Here is a 19,145-nt window from a genome sequence, read left to right as displayed (position 1 = left end):
GGCCCGGCTCCTCGACGGGCGGGCACTGCCAAGCCGTGAGGGCGGGCAGCGTGCACGCGCGGCTGGATGAGGGAAGCGGATGCGGGCGTGGGCCGTGCGCAGCGGGCGGTGATGGCGACGATTGGGTGCTGCTGACGCGGCTCGGCGCCCCGGCGGGCGAGCAGTGACCGCACGGAAGAGCGCGAGCGCGCACCCTAGGCTGAGGGCGTGAGTGGAACGGATGCGGGTGGGGGCGGCGGCGAGGCGCAGCGAGCGCTGCGGGTGGTGGTGGCCGACGACTCGGTGCTGCTGCGTGAAGGGCTTGTGCGGGTGCTGGCGGAAGCCGGGGTCGATGTCGTGGGCGCCTACGGCGACGGAGAATCGCTGCTCGCCGCCCTCGACGACACCGCGCCCGATCTCGCCGTTCTCGACGTGCGGATGCCGCCCACCTTCCGCGATGAGGGCGTGCGCGCCGCGATCCGGGCGCGGGCGATTCGGCCGGCCCTGGGCATCCTGCTGCTCTCCCAGTACGTCGAGGTGACCTACGCACAGGAACTCCTCGCCTCGGGCGCCGGCGGCATCGGGTACCTGCTCAAAGACCGTGTGGCCTCGCTCACCGAACTCGACGACGCCGTGCGCCGGATCGCCGCGGGCGGCACCGTGCTCGACCCCGAGGTTGTGGGGCAGTTGCTCGGGCGGCGGCACGATCCGCTCGAGTCGCTCACCCCGCGGGAGCACGAGGTGCTCGCTCTCATGGCCGAGGGCCGCACGAACGCCGCCATCGCCGCGCGCCTCGTGATCGGCGTGGGCGCGGTGGAGAAGAATGTGACATCCATCTTCCAGAAACTCGCCCTCGACGACTCCGGCACCGACCACCGCCGCGTGCTCGCCGTGCTCGCCTGGCTCCAGCGCTGAGCGCCCGCTCTCGCCAGGTAGCGCAAAGTCACAGTCGAGAGGCTCCTGACGCGCACTTCGCGCTACCTCGCGAGCGGCCGCACTTGCTTCAGGCGCCGGTGCGGGAGAGGGCGCGGCCGAGAATGGCCGAGGAAAGCGCCTCGACCGGCTCGGCGGGCGCCATGGGGTTCGAGAGCAGGGTGAAGTCGACGTCGCCGAGGTCGGGCAGGTCGAACTTGTTGCTGACCTTCACGAGGTCGTCGGGGATGAGCGTGTGCGGGAAAGCCGCGACGCCGATCCCCGCTCTCACGGCCGCGAGCACCCCGTTCACCTCGCGGGTGTTGCAGGTGATGCGCCAGGTGCGGCCTGCGGCCTCCAGTGCGTCGATCGCGAGCTGCCGGCTGATGCTCGGAGCCTGATACGCGATCATCGGCACCGGTTCGCCCGGCTCGATGATGGTCTTCTCCTCGGCGATCCACACCATCGTGTCGCGGCGCACCACGCGGCCGAGCTCCGGGATGGCGCCGTCGGGGGCATCCGGGATCTGCTTGATGAAGATGAGGTCGAGCCGCCCGGCCTTCAGCTGCCGGTAGAGCGGGAGGCTCTGGTTGACGGTGAGCTCGAGGTTGATCTGCGGGTAGAGCTGGCGGAAATGACGCAGGATGCGCGGCAGCTGCGTGATGGCGAGATCGTCGGCGGCCCCGAAACGAAGGCGCCCCCGCATCGCCGACCCGGAGAAGTAGCTCGAGGCCGCCGCGTGCGCCGCCAGGATGGTACGCGCGAAACCCGCCATGGCGTCGCCGTTGTCGGTGAGCGTCACGACGCGGGTGTCGCGGGCGATGAGCAGCCGGCCCGACGCGGTCTCGAGCTTGCGCACCTGCTGGCTGACGGTCGGCTGACTCAGTCCGAGTTGGGCCGCCGCCTTGGTGAAACTGTGGGTCTCGGCCACGGCCAGAAAGGTGCGGAGGAGTGCGGGATCGAACACGGGGCATCCGTTCGTCATTCGAAAAACCAATAGGACTTATAGCTTCAATTTAGTCTCGGAATGCTGCCGTCACCCCTACCGTTGTAGAAAGCGAACTAACTACCAGGAACCGATGTGACCGCGACACTGAACCAGTACCCCCAGACCGAACCGATCGCCGTCCAGAGTTCTCCGCCCCCGTGGCGCCACACGCTCGTCTCCCTCTCGGTGCGCAACTACCGCATCTTCGCCCTGACCAACCTCGTCGCGATGACGGCGGTGTGGATGCAGCGGATCGCGCAGGACTGGCTCGTTCTCGAACTCTCCGGCAGCGTCGCGGCGGTGGGCGTGACCGTGGCGTTGCAGTTCGCGCCGATGCTCGTGTTCGGGCTCGTCGGTGGGGTGATCGTCGACCGGTATCCGAAGCGGGTGCTGCTCATGATCACGCAGACCGCCGCCGTGTTCACGAGCCTGACGCTCGCCGTGCTCACCCTCACCGGCACGGTTCAGGTGTGGCACATCTACCTCGTGGCCGTGGTGCTCGGGTTCGTCACCGTGATCGACAACCCGGCGCGCCAGGTGTTCACCAACGAGCTCGTGGGGCCGCGGTACCTGCGGAACGCGATCAGTCTCAACTCCTCGATGTTCCAGCTCGGCGGTCTCATCGGGCCGGCCGTGAGCGGTGCGCTGCTCGTGGCGGTGGGGGCGGGCTGGTCGTTCGGCATCAACGCGGTGGCGTGCGCACTCGTGGTGTTCGCGCTCAGCCGGTTGCGGGTGAGTGAGCTCTTCCCGGCCCCGGTGGCTCCGCGGGCGAAGGGGCAGCTGGTGGAGGGCATCCGCTACGTGCGCAGCAAGCCGGCCATCTTCTGGACCATCGTGATCCTCGCCGTACTGGCCGTGTTCTCGCAGAACATGCCCGTCATCCTGGCTGCCTACGCCAGCGACGTCTTCGAGGCGGGGCCGGGCGGATACGGACTGTTCAACACCCTCGTGGCCGTCGGCGCGCTGACCGGCGCCCTTCTGTCGACGCGGCGACGGGTGGTGCGGTTGCGTACGGTGATCGGGCTCGCGGGTATCTACGGTGCGCTGCAGGCGGCGAGCGGATGGATGCCGACGGAGTACTTGTTCGGCGCGGCCTTGGTGCTGGTGGGGTTCGGCTGGCTGATGTTCATCACCTGTGCGAATGCGCTCGTGCAGATGTCGTCGAACACGGCCATCCGCGGGCGGGTCATGTCGCTCTACGTGCTCGTGCTGCTCGGTGGTCAGTCCCTGGGCGGGCCGGCGATGGGCTGGGTGGTGGAGCACTTCGGGGCGCACGTCGGGATGGTGCTCTCGGGCGCAGTGCCGGCCCTGGCGGCGATCGTGATCGGGGCGCTGATCGCGCGCCGGTCGCGCCTGCGCTTGCGCGTGAGCCTGCGCCGCCGCGAGCCGCTCGTGGCGATCGTCGGGCGCTGAGCGGCGCCTCGTCGCTCGTCCCGCTGTGGCCGCTTCACTGAACCGCACATTTTCGCGGAATCCGAGCTCTCGATAGCGCCAAAACGTGCGGATGAGTGCTGCCGCGCGGGCGCGTGGGGCTCAGCCCAGGGCGCGCACGATGCGCATCGCCCAGCGGTGGCGGGCGAGGCGGGCGAGCGACGTCTCGCCGCGGCAGAAGCGCACGAAGTAGCGGGCGCCTCGCCGGGTGCGGAGCATCGTGTGCACGAGACCGCGGTGCCGCTCGAAGGCGGCGAGGATGGCGGCACCCGCACGCATCTCGGCCCCGAGCTCGGCCTCGACCCGCGCCTCGTAGTCGTCGAGCGGGCCGGTCGATGCGGCGACGATGGGCGTCGCGGGCGCCGTCGATGTGGCGAGCGCGGCGGCCGCTTCGGCGGGCTCGCCGAGCCGCGCAGCCGCGGCGGCGGCGGCCTCGCCGGCCCAGGTGCCGGAGCGGAGGGCGAACGAGATGCCCTCGCGCGTCCAGGGTTCGAGGAGGCCGGCGGCATCGCCCGCGACGATCACCCGGCCGCGGCGGAGGGGGGACGAGTCGCTGCGCCACTGCGTGAGGTGTCCGGAAGAGTGCAGCGTCTCCGCGTCGGCCAGCCCCAGGTGGGCGCGCCAGGCGGCGAGGTAGTCACGCGTCGCATCCGGAGCGCCTTTGCGCTGGATCACCCCCACCGTCAGCGACTCGCCCTTCGGAAAGACCCAGGCGTAACTCCCGGATGCGCCTCCCCAGTCGAGGCGGACGGCGTCGCGCCAGCGGGTGTCGTCGGCGGGCATCGCGATCTCGTCTTCGAGGCCCAGGTCGACGCCCCCGGGCACGACGCCCACGTAGCGGCCGACGCGCCCGCCCGTGCCGTCGGCGCCGATCACGACCCGGGCCCGCACGGTCCCAGCCGTGGTGCGCACGGTGACGAATGCTGCTGATGCGTCCGACGCGGCCGCGGGAGCGCCCGAGGCCTCGTCGACCGCGGTGCCGTCGTCGCCGGGTTGCGTGATCCCGCGCACGGCGACGCCGTCGACGAAGCGCGCGCCGGCATCCTGGGCGGCGTCGACGAGGGCCTGGTCGAACTCGATGCGGCGGACCATCGCGAGGTAGGGCTCGGGCCGGCGCAGGCGGAAGGGGCGACGGAAGCGCGAGGTGACGAGCGTGTCCCCGACGCGGGACTCGACGGTGGCCCGCGCCCGCTCCGGGATCAGCCGCAGCGATTCCCCGAGCAGTCCGCCCCCGCAGGTCTTGTAGCGGGGGAACGGTGCACGGTCGAGCAGCAGCACGTCGGCGCCCGTCAGAGCCGCCGCGCGAGCAGCGGTGGAACCCGCGGGGCCGGCGCCGACGACGAGCACGTCCCACACCGTCGCCGCCCAGTCCGGCGCGGGCGCGCCCGCAGACCGCACCGCGGGGTCTATCGGGGCCGGATGCTCGGGGTCGCGCTCCATGTGCTCAGGCTATCGTCGTGCTCTGAGGTCGCGATGCTAGCGTCGCAGCATGCTGAGGCTCGCCGACATCGCCCCCGAGAGCGTGCTGCTCGCGGGTGCCGGGCGCGCCATCCTGCTGCAGATCGCCTACCCGGCGATCGGTTACGGCGTGGCCCGCCACAGCGACTTCGCGAACCGCCCGATGGACCGCCTGAACGCCACCCTCAGCTACATCTACGCCCTCGCCTCCGGGTCGGACGACGACGTGCGCCTCATGCGCCGAGCCGTCAACCGTGCGCACGCCGGGGTGCGCAACCCGCCTCGCCCGACCTCGTCCTCCGCTTCGGGAGGAGCTGACGCACCCGAAGGTCGTATGGAGCCTTCGTCGAACGCTCCTCCTCCCGAAACGAACGCCGCCGGTGACGTGGATGTCGTGCGTGGCCCGAGGGTCGCCGGTGACCTGGATGACGCGGATGTCGCCCGTGACCCGCACGCCGCCGGTGACGCACAAGGCGCCCATGACGCGGACGCCGCCGGTGACGCACAAGGCGCCCATGATGCGGACGCCGCCGGTGACGCGGATGCCCCCGGTGCCCCGGATACCGCCGGTGACGTGGGTGTCGCCAGCGCGACCGCCGGCACGGCGCATCCGAACGACCCGCTCTACGACGCGTACGACCCGCACCTGCAGCTCTGGGTCGCCGCCACGCTGTACGACACGGCGCTCACCGTCTACCAGACGGTCTACGGCCCGCTCGACGAGGCCTCGGCCGACCACGTCTACCTCGAATACGCCCGCCTCGGCACCACGCTCCAGATGCCGGCCGAGCTGTGGCCCGCCGATCGGGCCGCCTTCCGCGCCTACTGGAACGAGACGCTGGCGACGCTCCGGGTCGACGACACGATCCGCGGCGTGGCGGACGCCCTGTTGCGCGCCGAGAAAGCGCCCCTGCCCATCCGGATGGCGATGCCCGTGGCCCGTCTGGTGACGGTCGCGCTGCTGCCGGAATCGGTACGCCGCGAGTACCGCTTCGCCTGGTCGCCGCGCCGCGACCGGAAGTTCGTCCGCCTGGTGCGCTTCGGCGCTCCCGTGTATCGCATGCTGCCCCGCCCCCTCCGCCGCTGGCCGCAGCGCCACTACGTGTCCCGCATCCGCACCGACTACGCCTGACCCGCCGCCGCCCCCTCCGCCGCGTCGATTCGCCAAAACACGCCGCTACGCCGCGCTGCGTGACGGCGTGTCTTGGCGATTCAGTGCGCGCGCGACCCGGGTGCGGGCGCGGCCGCGGCCGCCGGCGCGTCGTGCGCGGTCGAGCGCGCGTGCCAGCGCCCGTGGCGGTGCTCGATCTCGATCGGATGCGCGAAGCAGGCCGTGACGTTCGCCGTGGTGAGCACGTCCGTAGCCGCTCCGACCGCGGTGATCCGCCCGTCGGCGAGCAGCATCGCGTGGGTGGTGCTGCGGGGGAGCTCCTCGAGGTGATGCGTGACGAGCACCGACGCGAGCGACGGATGCGCGATCCGCACCCGGTCGACCGTGTCGAGCAACTGCTCCCGGGCGGCGACATCGAGGCCCGTGGAGGGCTCGTCGAGCAGCAGCAGCTCGGGGTCGGTCATCAGTGCCCGCGCGATGAGGGTGCGCCCGCGCTCGCCCTGGGACAGCGTCGTCCACGGCTCCTCGCCCTTGCCGTCGAGACCGAGGAGGTGCACGTAGTCGTCCGCGCGGGTGCGTTCGGCCGGCGTCGGTTCCCAGTGCGGCATGAGCTCGACGGTGCCCGTGACCCCGGTGAGCACGACCTCCCGGATGGTGAGCGCGGAGGTGAGCGGATGCCGCGGATTCACGTGCCCGATCGACCGCCGCAACTGCTGCAACTCGACCCGCCCGATGCGATGGCCGAGCACGAACACCGCGCCGGAGGTCGGATGCTGCAGCGCGCCGCAGAGGCTGAGAATGGTGCTCTTCCCGGCCCCGTTCGGCCCGATCAGCGCCCAATGCTCCCCGGCGTGCACGGCGAAGTCGATGTCATCGAGGATGACCCGACCGTTTCGCACGAACCGCACGTCACGCAACTCGAGCACGGCGTCCGGGGGTGAGGAGGTCATCCGTCTATTCTGGCGTTGCGCCCGGGTGCCTCCGCGACACCGCTCCTTCATCTGACAGACGGATGCCGGACACCGACGGGCGCGAGGGTTCGGGCATGACTGCCCGCGTCGGCCTCGGACTGCTGATCGCCGCCCTGACGGCCCTCGCCGCCTGGCTGGTCGTCGGTGCCGTGAGCGCGTCTGCCGAGCCGCGCACGACGACGGATGCGTGGGCTGCGGCCGATGCTGTCGTCACGGCCCCGCTCGTCCCGGGCGGCGCTGCCGCGGTCGAGAACGGCGATGCAGGCGGCGGAACCGGCGATGCGACCGGCGGAACCGGCGACGCAGCGGCGGCAGGCGCGGCGGCCCCCGCAGCGGGCGCATCCGTCACCGTGGGCCCCGAGGCCCCCGCAGGCACCCCCGCAGCCGTCGCCGCGGTCGATGCCGTCGACCCGTCCTGGGCCGCCGGTGTCGCGCGGGCGACCGGCATCCCGCAGCGCGCCGTCGTCGGCTATGCGGCGGCTGCCCTCGCCCTGAGCGCCGAGCAGCCCACGTGCGGCCTCGGGTGGAACACAATCGCGGCCCTGGGCTGGATCGAATCCGGCCATGGCACCCACGCCGGCTCGTCGATCGGCGCGACCGACGGCGTCGCGGCCCCGCGCATCCTGGGCCCCGCTCTCGACGGCGGGGAGTTCGACGCGATCGACGACACGGATGCCGGCGCCTTGGACGGCGACGTCGGCGGCGACCGGGCGGTGGGGCCGATGCAGTTCATCCCGTCGACCTGGCAGACCTGGGGTGCCGACGGCAGCGGAGACGGAGTGGCCGACCCGCAGCAGATCGACGACGCGAGTCTCGCCGCTGCCCGCTACCTCTGCCACTACGGCGACCTCACCGACGCAGTCACCTGGCGCACCGCCGTCTTCGCGTACAACCACGTCGAGAGCTACGTCGACTCCGTCGCCGCCACCGCGAACCAGTACGCCGCACAGGTCGCCGCCGTCTCGCCGTCCTCGGGGGCCGGCGGATGACCGGCGACGAGCGCGCGACCGACGCCGGGCACGCGACCGCGAACGAGCGCGCCACCGACGGCCTGGTCTCGGGGCGGTTCCGGCTCGGCGGGCTGCTGGGGTCGGGTGGCTCGGCATCCGTCTACGAAGCCGACGACGTCGAGACGGGGGAGACCGTGGCGCTGAAGGTGCTGCATCCGCACCTCTCGCGATCGGATGCCGCCCGCACCGCCTTCTTCGCCGAGGCGCGAGCCGCCGAGGTGCTGCGGCACCCGAACATCGTCGGCGTGCGTGGCGTGGGCGTGCACGAATCCGGCAGCGACACCCTGGCCTGGATCGCCCTCGAATATGCGCTCGGCACGAGCCTGGCCGAACTCGTCGACCGGGAGGGCCCCCTCGGGCTCGGCGACGCGCTCGCCGTGGCCGACGGCGTGCTCTCGGCCCTGGCCTACGCGCATGCCGCCGGGCTCATCCATCGCGACGTCTCGCCCGCGAACATCATGGTGGCCCGCGATCCGCGCGGCCGCCTGCGGCCCTCGGGCGTGCGACTGGTCGACTTCGGGCTCGCGGATGCCGCGGGTCGCGCTGCGGTCGGAGCCGACGTGCTCCGCACCCCCGCATCCACACCCGATGGAGATGACGGAGACCGGCCCCCGGTGGCCCCCCGAGTGGACGGCGTGCTCGGCAACGTCAACTTCCTCTCGCCCGAGCAGGCGCGCGGCGAGGCGGTCGACGAACGCGGCGACCTCTACCAGGTCGGCGCCGTGCTCTACTTCGCCTTGATCGGCCACCCGCCGTTCGTGCGCGACGACCCGCGCGCTGTGATGCTCGCCCACCTCCAGGCGCCGCCGCCGGTACCGTCGGTTGCCCGTCGCGGCACCCCTCGAGCCGTCGACCGCCTCGTCGTGCGCGCCCTACTGAAGGACCCCGAGCTCCGCTTCGCGAGCGCCGACGAGATGCTGGTGGCCGTGCGCACTGCGGCGCGGCACCTGAGCCCGATGCCCGCCGTGAGCGAGACGGATGTGCGCGGGGCCACGGATGCGGCCGGCCCGGGCGTCGACTCGGGCGTGGACGCCAGGGAAGGCACGACCCGCGTGATGCCGATCCCGGGTGCGCGAACGGCGGCGGCAGGCACGGCGGCCTCCGAGGCCGAGACGACGGTGCTCCCGCGCGCCGGTGCCCGCGCCAGAAGCGCCGGTCGCGCCGGCACCGGTGCGTGGAACGGAACCGCCGTTCCCGCATCCGTGGCCCGTGCATCCGGCAGCAGCGGCCCTCGATCCGGTGGCAGTCGCGCACCCGGCTTCGCCGGTTCGGCCGATGGCGGAACCGGCCCCTCCGGTCGTGGCGCATTCTCGGGATCCACGGTCACGCCCCGCAACCGCTTCGGCCTCTGGCTCATCCTCGGGCTGGCCGCGAGCGTCGTAGTGGTCGCCTGGGCCCTGGCTGCCGGGAGCGTCCCTCCGCCGACCCAGGCCGCCGGGCCCGAGACCGAGGCTCCGCCCCCGGCCACCACCACGACGTCTCCACCACCGCCCAGCCCGACGTCCACCGAGGTGCCGCTCGTGCTTGTGCCCGAACTGGCATCCGGCTCCCTCTCCGCGGCGCGCGACGCGCTCGCTGCCAGCGGCCTCGTGCTCGGCACGGTCACTACGGAGAACTCGGCGCTCGCCGCCGAGACGGTGCTGGCCGCCGATCCGGCCTCCGGCAGCTCGCTCGCCACGGGGGGCACCGTGAACCTCGTCGTCGCCTCCGGATCGAACGCCGTGCCGCGCATCGCGGGTTCGACCCAGGCCGACGCCCTCGCCGGCCTCCGCAGCGCCGGTTTCGAGACCCTGATCACCACCCGGGCCGACGACGCCGCGGTCGGAACAGTGCTCGGCAGCTCCCCGGCTGAGGGAGCAGTCGCCCGCATCGGCACCACCGTAAGTGTGGTGATCGCCATCCCGCGGGCGCCCGTGAGCACTCCCACGAGCACGCCGACCTCCACTCCGACGTCGACGCCCACCCCGAATCCGACCGACACGGCGGGACCGCGCCCCCCGAGCGAGGGGTGACAGTGGGCCGCCGGATGCCTCGCGCCCGTCTCTCCACGCCGCGTCCACGCCCCCTTCAGCCACACGCTCCCCGCCGTTCACCCAGCAAGCCGAGCATCGGCCCCATGGTTGGTGGCCGGTGACCGAGAAGGACGTCTTTCAGACGATCGACGACGTCTTCATCGAGAACGAGAGCCGCGACCTGTTCGCACCGCTCGACGAAGACGAGCGCGCCGCGCAGAACGCGAGCGACGGCAACATCGGTGACGGCAACGGCGACCGCCCCGGAGAGGGCGCGACGGATGCCCCCCGCAAGCGCTCACTGATCTCGCGCCGCTCCCGCTCCGACACCGTCTTCCAGACCGTCGCGTTCGCGGCCGGCGCCACCACGGTCGGCATCATGCTCGCCGTGGGTCTCTTCCTCTCGATCCGAGCCGGTTCGGCCCTGCAGGTCGCGGGCTTCTCGTTCCTCTTCACCCAGGAGTGGTCGCCCGAGACACAGAATTTCGGGATCGCGGCTGTGCTCTTCGGCACCATCACTATCGCCGTCATCGCCCTCTGCGTCGGCTTCCCCCTCGCCCTCGGAACCGCCCTTCTGCTCTCCGAGGTGGTGCGCGGCCGGGTTCGTTCCTTCCTCGTCTCGCTGGTCGACCTGATGGCGGCCGTGCCCAGCATCGTGTTCGGCCTGTGGGGCGTCTTCTTCCTGCAGGCCGCGATCGTGCCCGTGGCCGAGTGGATCTCCACCTACTTCGGCTGGATCCCCTTCTTCGCCGTCACCGGGGAAGACGGCGCCCGGCTCACCGAGGCGAGCGCCTTCACGAGTTCGGCGTTCATCGCGGGCATCGTGGTGGGCCTCATGGTGGTGCCGACCCAGGCATCCGTCATGCGCGAGGCCTTCTCGCAGGCGCCGATCGGCGAGCGCGAGGGCGCCTTCGCGCTCGGCGCGACCCGCTGGGGCATGATCACGACCGTCGTGCTGCCCTTCGGCCGCGGCGGCATCATCGGCGGCACCATGCTGGGCCTCGGTCGCGCTCTCGGCGAGACGATCGCGGTTTACATGATCATCTCGCCCCTGTTCAGCATCAACTGGCAGGTGCTGAAGACCGGTACGAACTCGGTCTCGGCCCTCATCGCGCTCCGCTACGGCGAGGCGAGCGAGTTCGGGCTCTCGGCGCTGATGGCCGCGGGGCTCGTGCTCTTCCTCATCACGCTCGTCGTGAACTTCACCGCGTCGTCGATCGTGGCCCGCTCGCGATCCGGCGCAGAGAGTCTGTGACCGGATGACCACTACCCACGAGACCACGCCCGCCCCGGAGTTCGAGGAGGACTACGAGCAGGAGTTCGATGCCGACGCGACCCTCCCCGAGGAGGCGCCCACGCGCATCCCGTCGAGCGAAGGCGTCGAGATCGGGTCGCGCCGCGGCGTGCGCACCGCGACGCTCGACGAGAAGTTCAACGTGTTCGGCGCCCTCGCCGCCGCTGCGGCCTTCTCCACCCTCCTCTTCGGCTGGATCGGGCCGCTCACCGGCGCGATCGGCTGGATCGTAGTGGCCTTCATCGCGTTCATCGGCTTCTACATGCTGCTGGTGTCGCTGCGCTCCGACTTCCAGGAGGTGAAAGACCGCGTCGCGACCGTGCTGATGGCGAGCGCGGGCGTCATCCTCTTCGGCGCACTCGTGTTCATCGTCATCTACACGCTGGGGCGAGGCGCTGAAGCGTTGCCGCATCCGAACTTCTTCACCGAGACGATGGAGCTCACGGGCCCGCTCGACCCGTTGACCTCGGGCGGCATCCTGCACGCCATCGTCGGCACGCTCATCCAGATCTCCATCGCGTTGGCTATCACTGTGCCGCTCGGCATCACGACCGCCGTGTTCCTCAACGAGGTGGGCGGCCGGTTCGCGCGCTTCGTGCGCACGATCGCGGATGCGATGACCGCGCTGCCCTCGATCGTCGCGGGTCTCTTCGTCTACGCCGCGATCATCCAGCTCTTCACCCACCAGCGCTCGGGCTTCGCGGCGGCCCTGGCGATCACGGTGATGATGCTCCCGATCGTGATCCGGGCCTCGGATGTCGTGCTGCGGCTCGTTCCGCAGAACCTGCGCGAGGCGTCGTACGCGCTCGGCACCACCCGCTGGCGCACGGTGTGGCACGTGGTGCTGCCGACGGCGCGTTCGGGGCTCGTGACCGCCGTCATCCTGGGCACCGCGCGGGGAATCGGCGAAACCTCGCCGGTGCTGCTGACCTCGGGCATCACCTCGGTGATGAACGCGAATCCCTTCGAGGGACCGATGATCTCCTTGCCGCTGCAGGTGTTCGACTTCGTGCGCTCGCCGGAGCCCACCATGATCGCGCGCGGATTCGGCACGGCCGCGGTGCTCATCCTGCTCGTGCTGGGTCTCTTCGTCGTAGCCCGCATCATCGGCGGCCGCGGCCCTGGCATCCTCTCTGACCGGCAGCGTCGCGCCGCTCAGGCGGAGTCGATGCGCGACCTGCAGCGCATCACCGTTCTCGAAGACCGCGTGGCGATGGGCCAGTACCCGACGCGCGCACCGCTCGCCGCCGCCCCACCCGCCCACCCCACCCCTGAGGACGACTCCGCGTGACCCCGACCCGCACTCTCGCCCGCGCCGCTGCCGCTCTCGCAGCGGCAGCCTTCCTCGCGCTCGCCGCCCTCGGCGGTGCCGGCGCTTCTCCCGCTCACGCCGTCGACTACCTGCCGATCACGGGAACCGGCTCCACCTGGTCGCAGAACGCCCTCGACCAATGGCGCAAGAACGTCGCCGCCAACTACGGCATGACGGTCAACTACTCGGGCGTCGGTTCGTCGGCCGGCCGCCAGGACTTCATCAACGGCACCGTCGACTTCGCCGTCAGCGAGATTCCGTTCCAGAGCGCGCCGGATGACGGCTCCTCGCCGGAGAATCCGACGCGCGGCTATGCCTACATGCCGATCGTGGCCGGTGGCACGGCGTTCATGTACAACCTCCAGATCAACGGCAAGCGGGTGACGAACCTCCGGCTCTCGGGCGAGGTGATCACGAAGATCTTCACCGGCGTCATCACCAACTGGAACGACGGGGCCATCCAGGCCGACAACCCCGGCCTCACGATGCCCGACAAGACCATAGTGCCGGTGGTGCGCTCCGACGGATCGGGGTCGACCGCGCAGTTCACGCTCTGGATGTCGAAGCAGTACGGCGACCTGTGGTCGGCGTTCTCCGGCCGCAGCGGACTCACGTCGCAGTATCCCGCCACTCCGGCGATGAAGGCCCAGAACGGCTCGCTCGGAGTGGCCGGATACGTCTCGCAGAGCTACGGCGAAGGCGCCATCACCTACGTCGAGTATTCCTACGCGAAGAACTCGGGTTTTCCGGTGGCGAAGGTGTTGAACGCCGCCGGTTACTACGTGGAACCGAAGGCGACCTCGGTCGCGGTCGCCCTGTTGCAGGCCCAGATCGATCCTTCCGATCTCACGCAGATCCTCGACGGCGTGTACAACAACGGCGATCCGCGCACCTACCCTCTCTCGAGCTATTCGTACATGATCATCCCCACCGCGGTCGGCGGAGTCTTCACCGAGCAGAAGGGTGCCACGCTCGGTGCGTTCGCGCGTTACATGCTCTGCGAAGGCCAGCAGCAGGCCGACACCCTCGGGTACTCGCCGCTGCCGATGAACCTGGTGCTCGCCGGATCGGATCAGATCAGCCGAATTCCGGGCGCCGGCTCGAGCGGCGTCGATCCGCGCAACTGCAACAACCCCACGTTCAAGCCGGGCGACGACCCGAATAGCAACCAGCTGGCTCTCACGGCGCCGCAGCCGGAGGAGTGCGACAAGCAGGGCCCCACCCAATGCACAACCGGAACAGGGGGCGCAGCCGATGTGCCCACCGACCCGGCCAACCCGGAATCCGACCCGGCGTCGAACTCCGATGCCGCCGCGCAGAACTCGGCTGCAGCGGGCGGTGGCGGGGGCGCCGGGGGTGCCGCGCCGGTCTACGACGAGAACGGCGCCCTGGTCAGCGGCGGCGGCTCGGGCGGCGCCGCGGCGGTGTCGAGCCCGTTCACCATCCCCGACCCCGGGATGGGCACGCAGCAGTGGCTCATGCTGGCGGCCGGTCTCTTCCTCCTCGCCGCCGTGATCGTGCCGCCCTTGGCGTCCCGGCGCCTCAAGCGCAGCGGTCGCGACTCCTGATGTGACCTGTTCGCGGGGCATCGGCAGCCACCGACGTCAGTGCGAAAGCTCGGCGGGATGTCTCCTTCTCGCACCGTTCATCCGATCGACACCAGGCGCCCATAATTTGGCGTCGTTCCCCCGTGAATCCTCTGGATTTCAGCTTGGAGTCTGCCTTGCACCGTGCCGCACGCACCCGCCGGAATCTCCGGGGACGCTCGTGGCTCGCCTCGATCGGCGCCGGCGTCGCAGCCGGTGCCGCTGTGGGCGCTCTCATCGCCATCACCGGAGCCGTCAGCCCGGTTCCCGCCGCACGAGCCGACACCTCCTCCGCCGTCACCGTATCGGCGAACCAGCAGGACACCGATCTCGCGAACGCGCCGATGCCCGACCTGACGGTGACCGTGTCGCAGACTCGCGACCTGCTCGCCCAGGGCATCCAGATCGGCTGGACCGGTGGCAAGAAGTCCGACATTCCGACCTCCGCCACCGGCGGCACGAATTTCCTGCAGATCATGCAGTGTTGGGGCGACGACCCCGACGGCGGTCCTGATCGCACGACCTGCCAGTACGGGGGTTTCGGCACCCCGGGCGCCTACCGCTACTCCACCAATGCCGACTACGCCACCGTGGATGAGGAAGACCAGCAGTACACGGCGAAGAGCACCGGTCCATTCACCCAGAACTTCACCGGTATCCCGTTCAAGTCGGCCACTGGAGACCTTGTGGAGTCGGTGCACGACGGCGCCATCGTGCCAGGCGTCGACCCGAGCACCAACCAGTTCTTCACGCGTCTCACGACGAACGAGGTGAGCTGGGCCGGCTCGAGCAGCGACGGATCGGGGTCGGCGAAGTTCGAGCTGCAGACCGCCGCTGAATCACCCGGGCTCGGGTGCGGCAAAGAGGTGCGCGCCGAAGACGGGTCGGTCCGTGGAGCTCCCTGCTGGCTCGTGATCATTCCGCGCGGCGAGGCGGATCCCGGCAAGCAGTACATCGTGAACTCAGGCCTTGCCTGGTCGGCGTGGAAGCACCGGATCGCCATCCGGCTCGACTTCCAGCCGATCGGCGCGCGCTGTCTCATCGGCGCGGCCGAGCGGCAGCTCGCCGGCAGCGAGCTCATCTCCGACGCCGTGCGTTCATGGCAGCCACAGCTCTGCGGCGCCGTCGACGGCGCCGCCTACTCGCTGATCGGCCAGACGGAGTCGGATGCGGTGCAGGTCGCGAACGGCACCGTGGCCGCTCCGATGGCGCTCACCTCACGGGCCCTCCGGGCCGAGGGCATCAAGGACTCGCTGCAATACGCACCCGTGGCACTCACGGGGCTCGCGATCTCCTTCGCCGTCGACCGACAACCGAGCGCCGACGGCAACACCCCCCGACGACGCGCTCGATCGTGCGCGACTACCCTTCACGGAACTGAAGCTGACGCCGCGTCTCGTGGCCAAACTGCTCACCAATTCCTACGTCGATTCGCTGCCCAACGGTGCCGACCGCTCCGAGATCGGCTACAACGGACCACTCGACCCGGGCCACAACGCCCGCAACCTGACCTCGGACCCCGACTTCCTGGCGATCAACGATCCCGAATGGGCCTATCAGGCCATCACCTCGCCGGCTGTGGCCGATCTGCTCACACCCCTCGGCCGCCTCGACGGCGCCTGGGCGATGTGGAGCTACGTGATCGCCGACCCCGAGGCCCGGGCGTTCCTGAACGGCGAGCCCGATCCGTGGCAGATGATCGTGAACCCGTGGAGCCGACTGGCGAGCGACGACAATCCGACCGGCACCACGTATCCGCTCGACAACTTCCCGCGCGCCGATCCGATCGAGCAGCCCGCCGTGCCCGGTCCCGATGGCGCCGGCCCGGTCAACCTGGTCACCTGGCGCCCGTACACCAACACTCTCGACCAGTCGGCGAACCTGACCCTGCGAGGCGACGGGCAGCTCCTCGGAGGCTGGGACATCTCGGCGACTCCGCCGAAATACGGCAAGGCGGCCCGCAACGTGCCCGGCCTCCAGTCGGTGCTCGGCCTGACCGACACAGCTGCCGCAGCGAAGTACCAGGTGTACACCGCAGCCCTGCTCAACCCGGCAGGTCAATTCGTGCAGCCGGATGCCGACACGCTGACTGCTGCGGCCGCGGCGATGACGGCCGACCCGGCCCAACCGCAGGTCTACGGGTTCGACCCCACCTCGGAGTCGGCGCACGCCGCCACCAACGCCTACCCGCTGGCCATGCCGGTCTACGCCGCGGTGAACCCCGCGATGGCCGATGCCGACGACTCCCAGCCGAACGACGAGGGTCCGGGTGAGTTGCGCGGCGACTACGCCAACTTCATCGAGTACGCGGTGACGAGCGGCCAGGAGCCTGGGACCGGACTCGGCCAGCTGCCGGCCGGGTACGCCCCACTGCCGCAGGGCTGGCGCAACCAGGCGCTGTCGGCGGCGGCCACCATCCAGGCGGGTCCGCAGAAGGCGCAACCGACTCCGCGACCTACCGCGCCACCGAAGACGGCGGCTCCACCGGCTGCTGCGCCGGCGGCCGCACCGCCCGCGGTGCCTGGTGCGCAACTGCCGTCGAACCCGTCGCCCTCGGGCCAGACCGCCGGGCCCCTCGCCGGCAAACCGACCGCCGCCGACGCGGATCTGGGCATGATCTCTGCCGCCGTCCCGATCAGCATCGGCGCCGGTCTCGTGGCCGCGCTCGCGGTCTCCTTCCTCACACGCATCCGGAGACGTCTGTGATGCCCCCTGTTCTTGGACTTCGCGCTGGCGTGCCTCACCGCACGGTTCGCCCCAAGTCGATGCGGCCGCGATCGCGGGCGCTCGGTCACCCCTCCCGAAAGGAACCAACGAAGTGAAGATGAAGAAGGTCGTGGCGCTCGGCGCCGCCCTCGGCGTCACCCTCGCCGGTATCGCCATCGCCGCCCCGGCCAACGCCGAGCCGGTCTCGAACAGCTACGTGCTGGTCGGTTCCGACACGCTGCAGGACGCCGGCAACGCCCTCGCCAACGGCACCACCCTCAGCGGGTCGAACGTGCGCGTGACCGCGGGTGGTAACACCCTCGGCTCGTTCGACGCCTTCGGTTCGACCGCCATCCAGACCAAGCCGAACGGACCGTTCTTCGGTCGTCCTTCGGGCTCGGGCGACGGAGTCAAGGCCCTCAGCCGCTCGGTCGACGGCACCGCGTGGGTCAAGAACGGCCTGTCGGTGAACATCAGCGGTCAGGTCGACATCGCGCGCTCCTCCTCGGGTCCCGCGTCGCCGAACATCGCCGGGCCGCTTCTCTACGTGCCCTTCGCACGTGACGCGGTCAGCTACGCCTACAAGCTCGGCGCCGGTGTCACCTCGGCCCCCGGCATCGAGTCGCTCACCGCTTCGCAGCTGACCCAGATCTACAACGGCACCCTCACCACGATCGGCGGCGTGACCGTCGTTCCGAAGCTCCCGCAGACCGGTTCCGGAACCCGCAACTTCTGGATCGGCGCTCTCGGTGTCGCAGCGAACCCGGCCGGCGTGCCGGATGCCGCGACCACCACGCTGCAGGAGAACAACGCCGGGCAGCTCACCCCGGCCGCGAACACCATCCAGCTCATCCCGTTCTCGGCGGCGAGCTGGATCGCGCAGTCCAACGGCGCGACCGGTGTGAACACCATCACCGGCACCAACGTGCTGCTCGGCGCCATCGGCGGCGTCGCCGCCTACACCGGCACCGGCAACGCTCTGGTTCCTGAGGCGACGTTCTACGCCAGCTCCACCTTCGGCCGCGACACCTACGTCGTCGTCGAGAACGCCCGCGTCGAGGAAGGCAACGCGAAATTCGACCAGGGTCTCTTCGACCTGATCAACCCGTCGGTCGCGAAGAGCCTCACCAACTTCTCCAACAGCCCCGCTTCCTCGGGTGCTGTGAAGAAGAAGTTCGGCTTCCTCGCACCGTCCACCCAGGCGACCCAGCGCGCCAACTTCCAGTAACTCCGATCCGATCATCCCGATTTCCGAAAGGCACATCATGCTGAAGAAAACCGCACTGCGCATCGCCGCAGTGGGTGTCGTCGCGGCAGCGCTCGTGAGCGCCACCGCCGCCTCGGCAAGCGCCGCAGTCGACCCCACGGTCGGCTCGCACGGTCCGTATTACCTCGTCGAGTCGATCGAGGGAACGGCCGCCACCGAAGGCCAGGTCATGAACTGGACGACGGACTACTCCGGTAGCCCCGAGGCCACGAACACCGACTTCGACAAGGCCTTCACGGGCCCCGCCGACGCGGAATCCGTTCGCGTCTTCATCTCGCCCCGTGGACAGGAGCGCACGCCGTCGGCGTGGGTCGCCTACAACGAGAGCGGCTTCATGCCCGGCACGAAGAACGTGCTGCTCCCCGCCGCCCAGCTGAGCGCCATGGTGCTCGGCCCGGTCGGTGCCAACGGCGTGCGCGCCGCGGGTGGCAACTACAGCCTCGGCTTCGCGTTCATGAAGACGAACAACCTCGCCATCGCCTCTGACGCGATCTACTACACGAACATCTCCATCACGCCGGGCACCGGCACCTGGACGTTCGCGATCCCGTCGACCGAGGAGCCCCCGGCCGAGCCCAGCGGCTCGTTCGACGTCAACCTCGAGGCGACCACCATCGCCGCCCAGGACGGCACGCTGAACCTCGTGGCGCCGGCCTCCGGCACCGCGACGATCGGCAACCCGACCCTGGTCAACGGCCTGTCGACCTCGACCGGTACGCTCGGCCAGTTCTCGGTCGAAGACGGCCGCGTCGTCACCCACCCGGGTTGGACGCTGACCACCACGGTCACCGACTTCACCAACTCGGCCGACAGCTCGAAGGTCATCGCGAACAAGCAGCTCGGCCTCGCGCCGAAGCTCGTGGAGCCGAACGCCGCGGTCACGCTCGCCAACGCTCAGACCGCGGGTTCCGCTGTCTACCCGTCGGTCTTCGCGCAGACGGATGACTCCGCTGCCGTGGCGACCACGAAGTTCGACGCCGACCTGACGTTCGTCTCCCCGGCGAACATGCCGGCCGGCACCTACACCTCGAAGCTCACGCTCACGCTCGCTTCGAAGTAGTGCACCCCGGACGGGGGTCGCGAGCGATCGCGGCCCCCGTTCGGCACG

The 19,145-nt window shown here is 70.6% G+C and carries 16 protein-coding genes; 11 read left to right on the top strand and 5 right to left on the bottom strand.

The window, feature by feature from the left end:
* The first annotated feature begins 255 nt into the window (after positions 1–255).
* Positions 256–894: a response regulator transcription factor gene (locus ACFJGU_RS21315; RefSeq protein WP_382310468.1), complete on the top strand. Its 639-nt coding sequence runs from the start codon at positions 256–258 to the stop codon at positions 892–894.
* A gap of 88 nt (positions 895–982) precedes the next feature.
* On the opposite strand, the gene ACFJGU_RS21310 is transcribed toward ACFJGU_RS21315, so the two are convergent.
* Positions 983–1,858 (bottom strand): LysR substrate-binding domain-containing protein, encoded by an 876-nt coding sequence (locus tag ACFJGU_RS21310; RefSeq protein ID WP_382306426.1) that lies wholly within the window; start codon positions 1,856–1,858, stop codon positions 983–985.
* 114 nt (positions 1,859–1,972) lie between these two features.
* Here ACFJGU_RS21310 and ACFJGU_RS21305 point away from each other — a divergent pair, with 114 nt between their 5' ends.
* Complete coding sequence (locus ACFJGU_RS21305; RefSeq protein WP_382306424.1) at positions 1,973–3,292, top strand: MFS transporter; 1,320 nt, start codon at positions 1,973–1,975, stop codon at positions 3,290–3,292.
* A gap of 120 nt (positions 3,293–3,412) precedes the next feature.
* Here ACFJGU_RS21305 and ACFJGU_RS21300 read toward each other — a convergent pair whose 3' ends face one another.
* Entirely contained in the window at positions 3,413–4,750 is a 1,338-nt protein-coding gene (locus ACFJGU_RS21300; protein WP_382306422.1) for a geranylgeranyl reductase family protein, read from the bottom strand.
* Between the two features lie 49 nt (positions 4,751–4,799).
* On the opposite strand from ACFJGU_RS21300, the gene ACFJGU_RS21295 reads away from it, so the two are divergent.
* Positions 4,800–5,900: an oxygenase MpaB family protein gene (locus ACFJGU_RS21295; RefSeq protein ID WP_382306420.1), complete on the top strand. Its 1,101-nt coding sequence runs from the start codon at positions 4,800–4,802 to the stop codon at positions 5,898–5,900.
* 80 nt (positions 5,901–5,980) lie between these two features.
* On the opposite strand, the gene ACFJGU_RS21290 is transcribed toward ACFJGU_RS21295, so the two are convergent.
* A complete protein-coding gene (locus tag ACFJGU_RS21290) occupies positions 5,981–6,829 on the bottom strand; it encodes an ABC transporter ATP-binding protein (protein WP_382306418.1) in 849 nt (282 codons plus the stop codon).
* A gap of 95 nt (positions 6,830–6,924) precedes the next feature.
* Between ACFJGU_RS21290 and ACFJGU_RS21285 the strand changes: the two genes are divergently transcribed.
* The 5 genes from ACFJGU_RS21285 (at position 6,925) to pstS (ending at position 14,046) form a co-directional block, all read left to right on the top strand.
* Positions 6,925–7,839, top strand: coding sequence for a lytic transglycosylase domain-containing protein (locus tag ACFJGU_RS21285; protein ID WP_382306417.1), 915 nt, complete (start codon positions 6,925–6,927; stop codon positions 7,837–7,839).
* Positions 7,836–9,872, top strand: coding sequence for a protein kinase (locus ACFJGU_RS21280; protein WP_382306415.1), 2,037 nt, complete (start codon positions 7,836–7,838; stop codon positions 9,870–9,872). The genes ACFJGU_RS21285 and ACFJGU_RS21280 overlap by 4 nt, the downstream gene beginning before the upstream one ends.
* Positions 9,873–9,990: 118 nt before the next feature.
* Positions 9,991–11,127: a phosphate ABC transporter permease subunit PstC gene (gene pstC, locus ACFJGU_RS21275; RefSeq protein WP_382306413.1), complete on the top strand. Its 1,137-nt coding sequence runs from the start codon at positions 9,991–9,993 to the stop codon at positions 11,125–11,127.
* Positions 11,128–11,131: 4 nt separating this feature from the next.
* Positions 11,132–12,457: a phosphate ABC transporter permease PstA gene (gene pstA, locus ACFJGU_RS21270; RefSeq protein ID WP_382306411.1), complete on the top strand. Its 1,326-nt coding sequence runs from the start codon at positions 11,132–11,134 to the stop codon at positions 12,455–12,457.
* On the top strand, positions 12,454–14,046 hold the full coding sequence (gene pstS, locus ACFJGU_RS21265) for a phosphate ABC transporter substrate-binding protein PstS (protein ID WP_382306410.1): 1,593 nt from the start codon (positions 12,454–12,456) through the stop codon (positions 14,044–14,046). Before pstA ends, pstS begins: the two co-directional genes overlap by 4 nt.
* 598 nt (positions 14,047–14,644) lie before the next feature.
* Here the strand turns inward: pstS and ACFJGU_RS21260 are convergent.
* A complete protein-coding gene (locus ACFJGU_RS21260; protein ID WP_382306409.1) occupies positions 14,645–14,926 on the bottom strand; it encodes a hypothetical protein in 282 nt (93 codons plus the stop codon).
* 276 nt (positions 14,927–15,202) lie between these two features.
* Positions 15,203–15,343 (bottom strand): hypothetical protein, encoded by a 141-nt coding sequence (locus ACFJGU_RS21255; RefSeq protein WP_382306407.1) that lies wholly within the window; start codon positions 15,341–15,343, stop codon positions 15,203–15,205.
* Between the two features lie 119 nt (positions 15,344–15,462).
* On the opposite strand from ACFJGU_RS21255, the gene ACFJGU_RS21250 reads away from it, so the two are divergent.
* From ACFJGU_RS21250 to ACFJGU_RS21240, 3 genes are all read left to right on the top strand, one after another.
* Positions 15,463–16,770, top strand: coding sequence for a hypothetical protein (locus tag ACFJGU_RS21250; protein WP_382306405.1), 1,308 nt, complete (start codon positions 15,463–15,465; stop codon positions 16,768–16,770).
* Between the two features lie 112 nt (positions 16,771–16,882).
* Positions 16,883–17,998 carry a hypothetical protein gene (locus tag ACFJGU_RS21245; protein ID WP_382306404.1) on the top strand — a complete coding sequence of 372 codons (1,116 nt, stop codon included), beginning with the start codon at positions 16,883–16,885 and terminating at the stop codon, positions 17,996–17,998.
* A gap of 37 nt (positions 17,999–18,035) precedes the next feature.
* A complete protein-coding gene (locus ACFJGU_RS21240) occupies positions 18,036–19,097 on the top strand; it encodes a hypothetical protein (protein ID WP_382306402.1) in 1,062 nt (353 codons plus the stop codon).
* The last annotated feature ends 48 nt before the right edge of the window (positions 19,098–19,145 follow it).

The sequence above is a fragment of the Herbiconiux sp. UC225_62 genome (assembly GCF_042694625.1).
Taxonomy (GTDB): Bacteria; Actinomycetota; Actinomycetes; order Actinomycetales; family Microbacteriaceae; genus Herbiconiux.
Note: the sequence above shows the minus strand (reverse complement) of the source record. Positions and strands in the feature narration are given on the sequence as shown.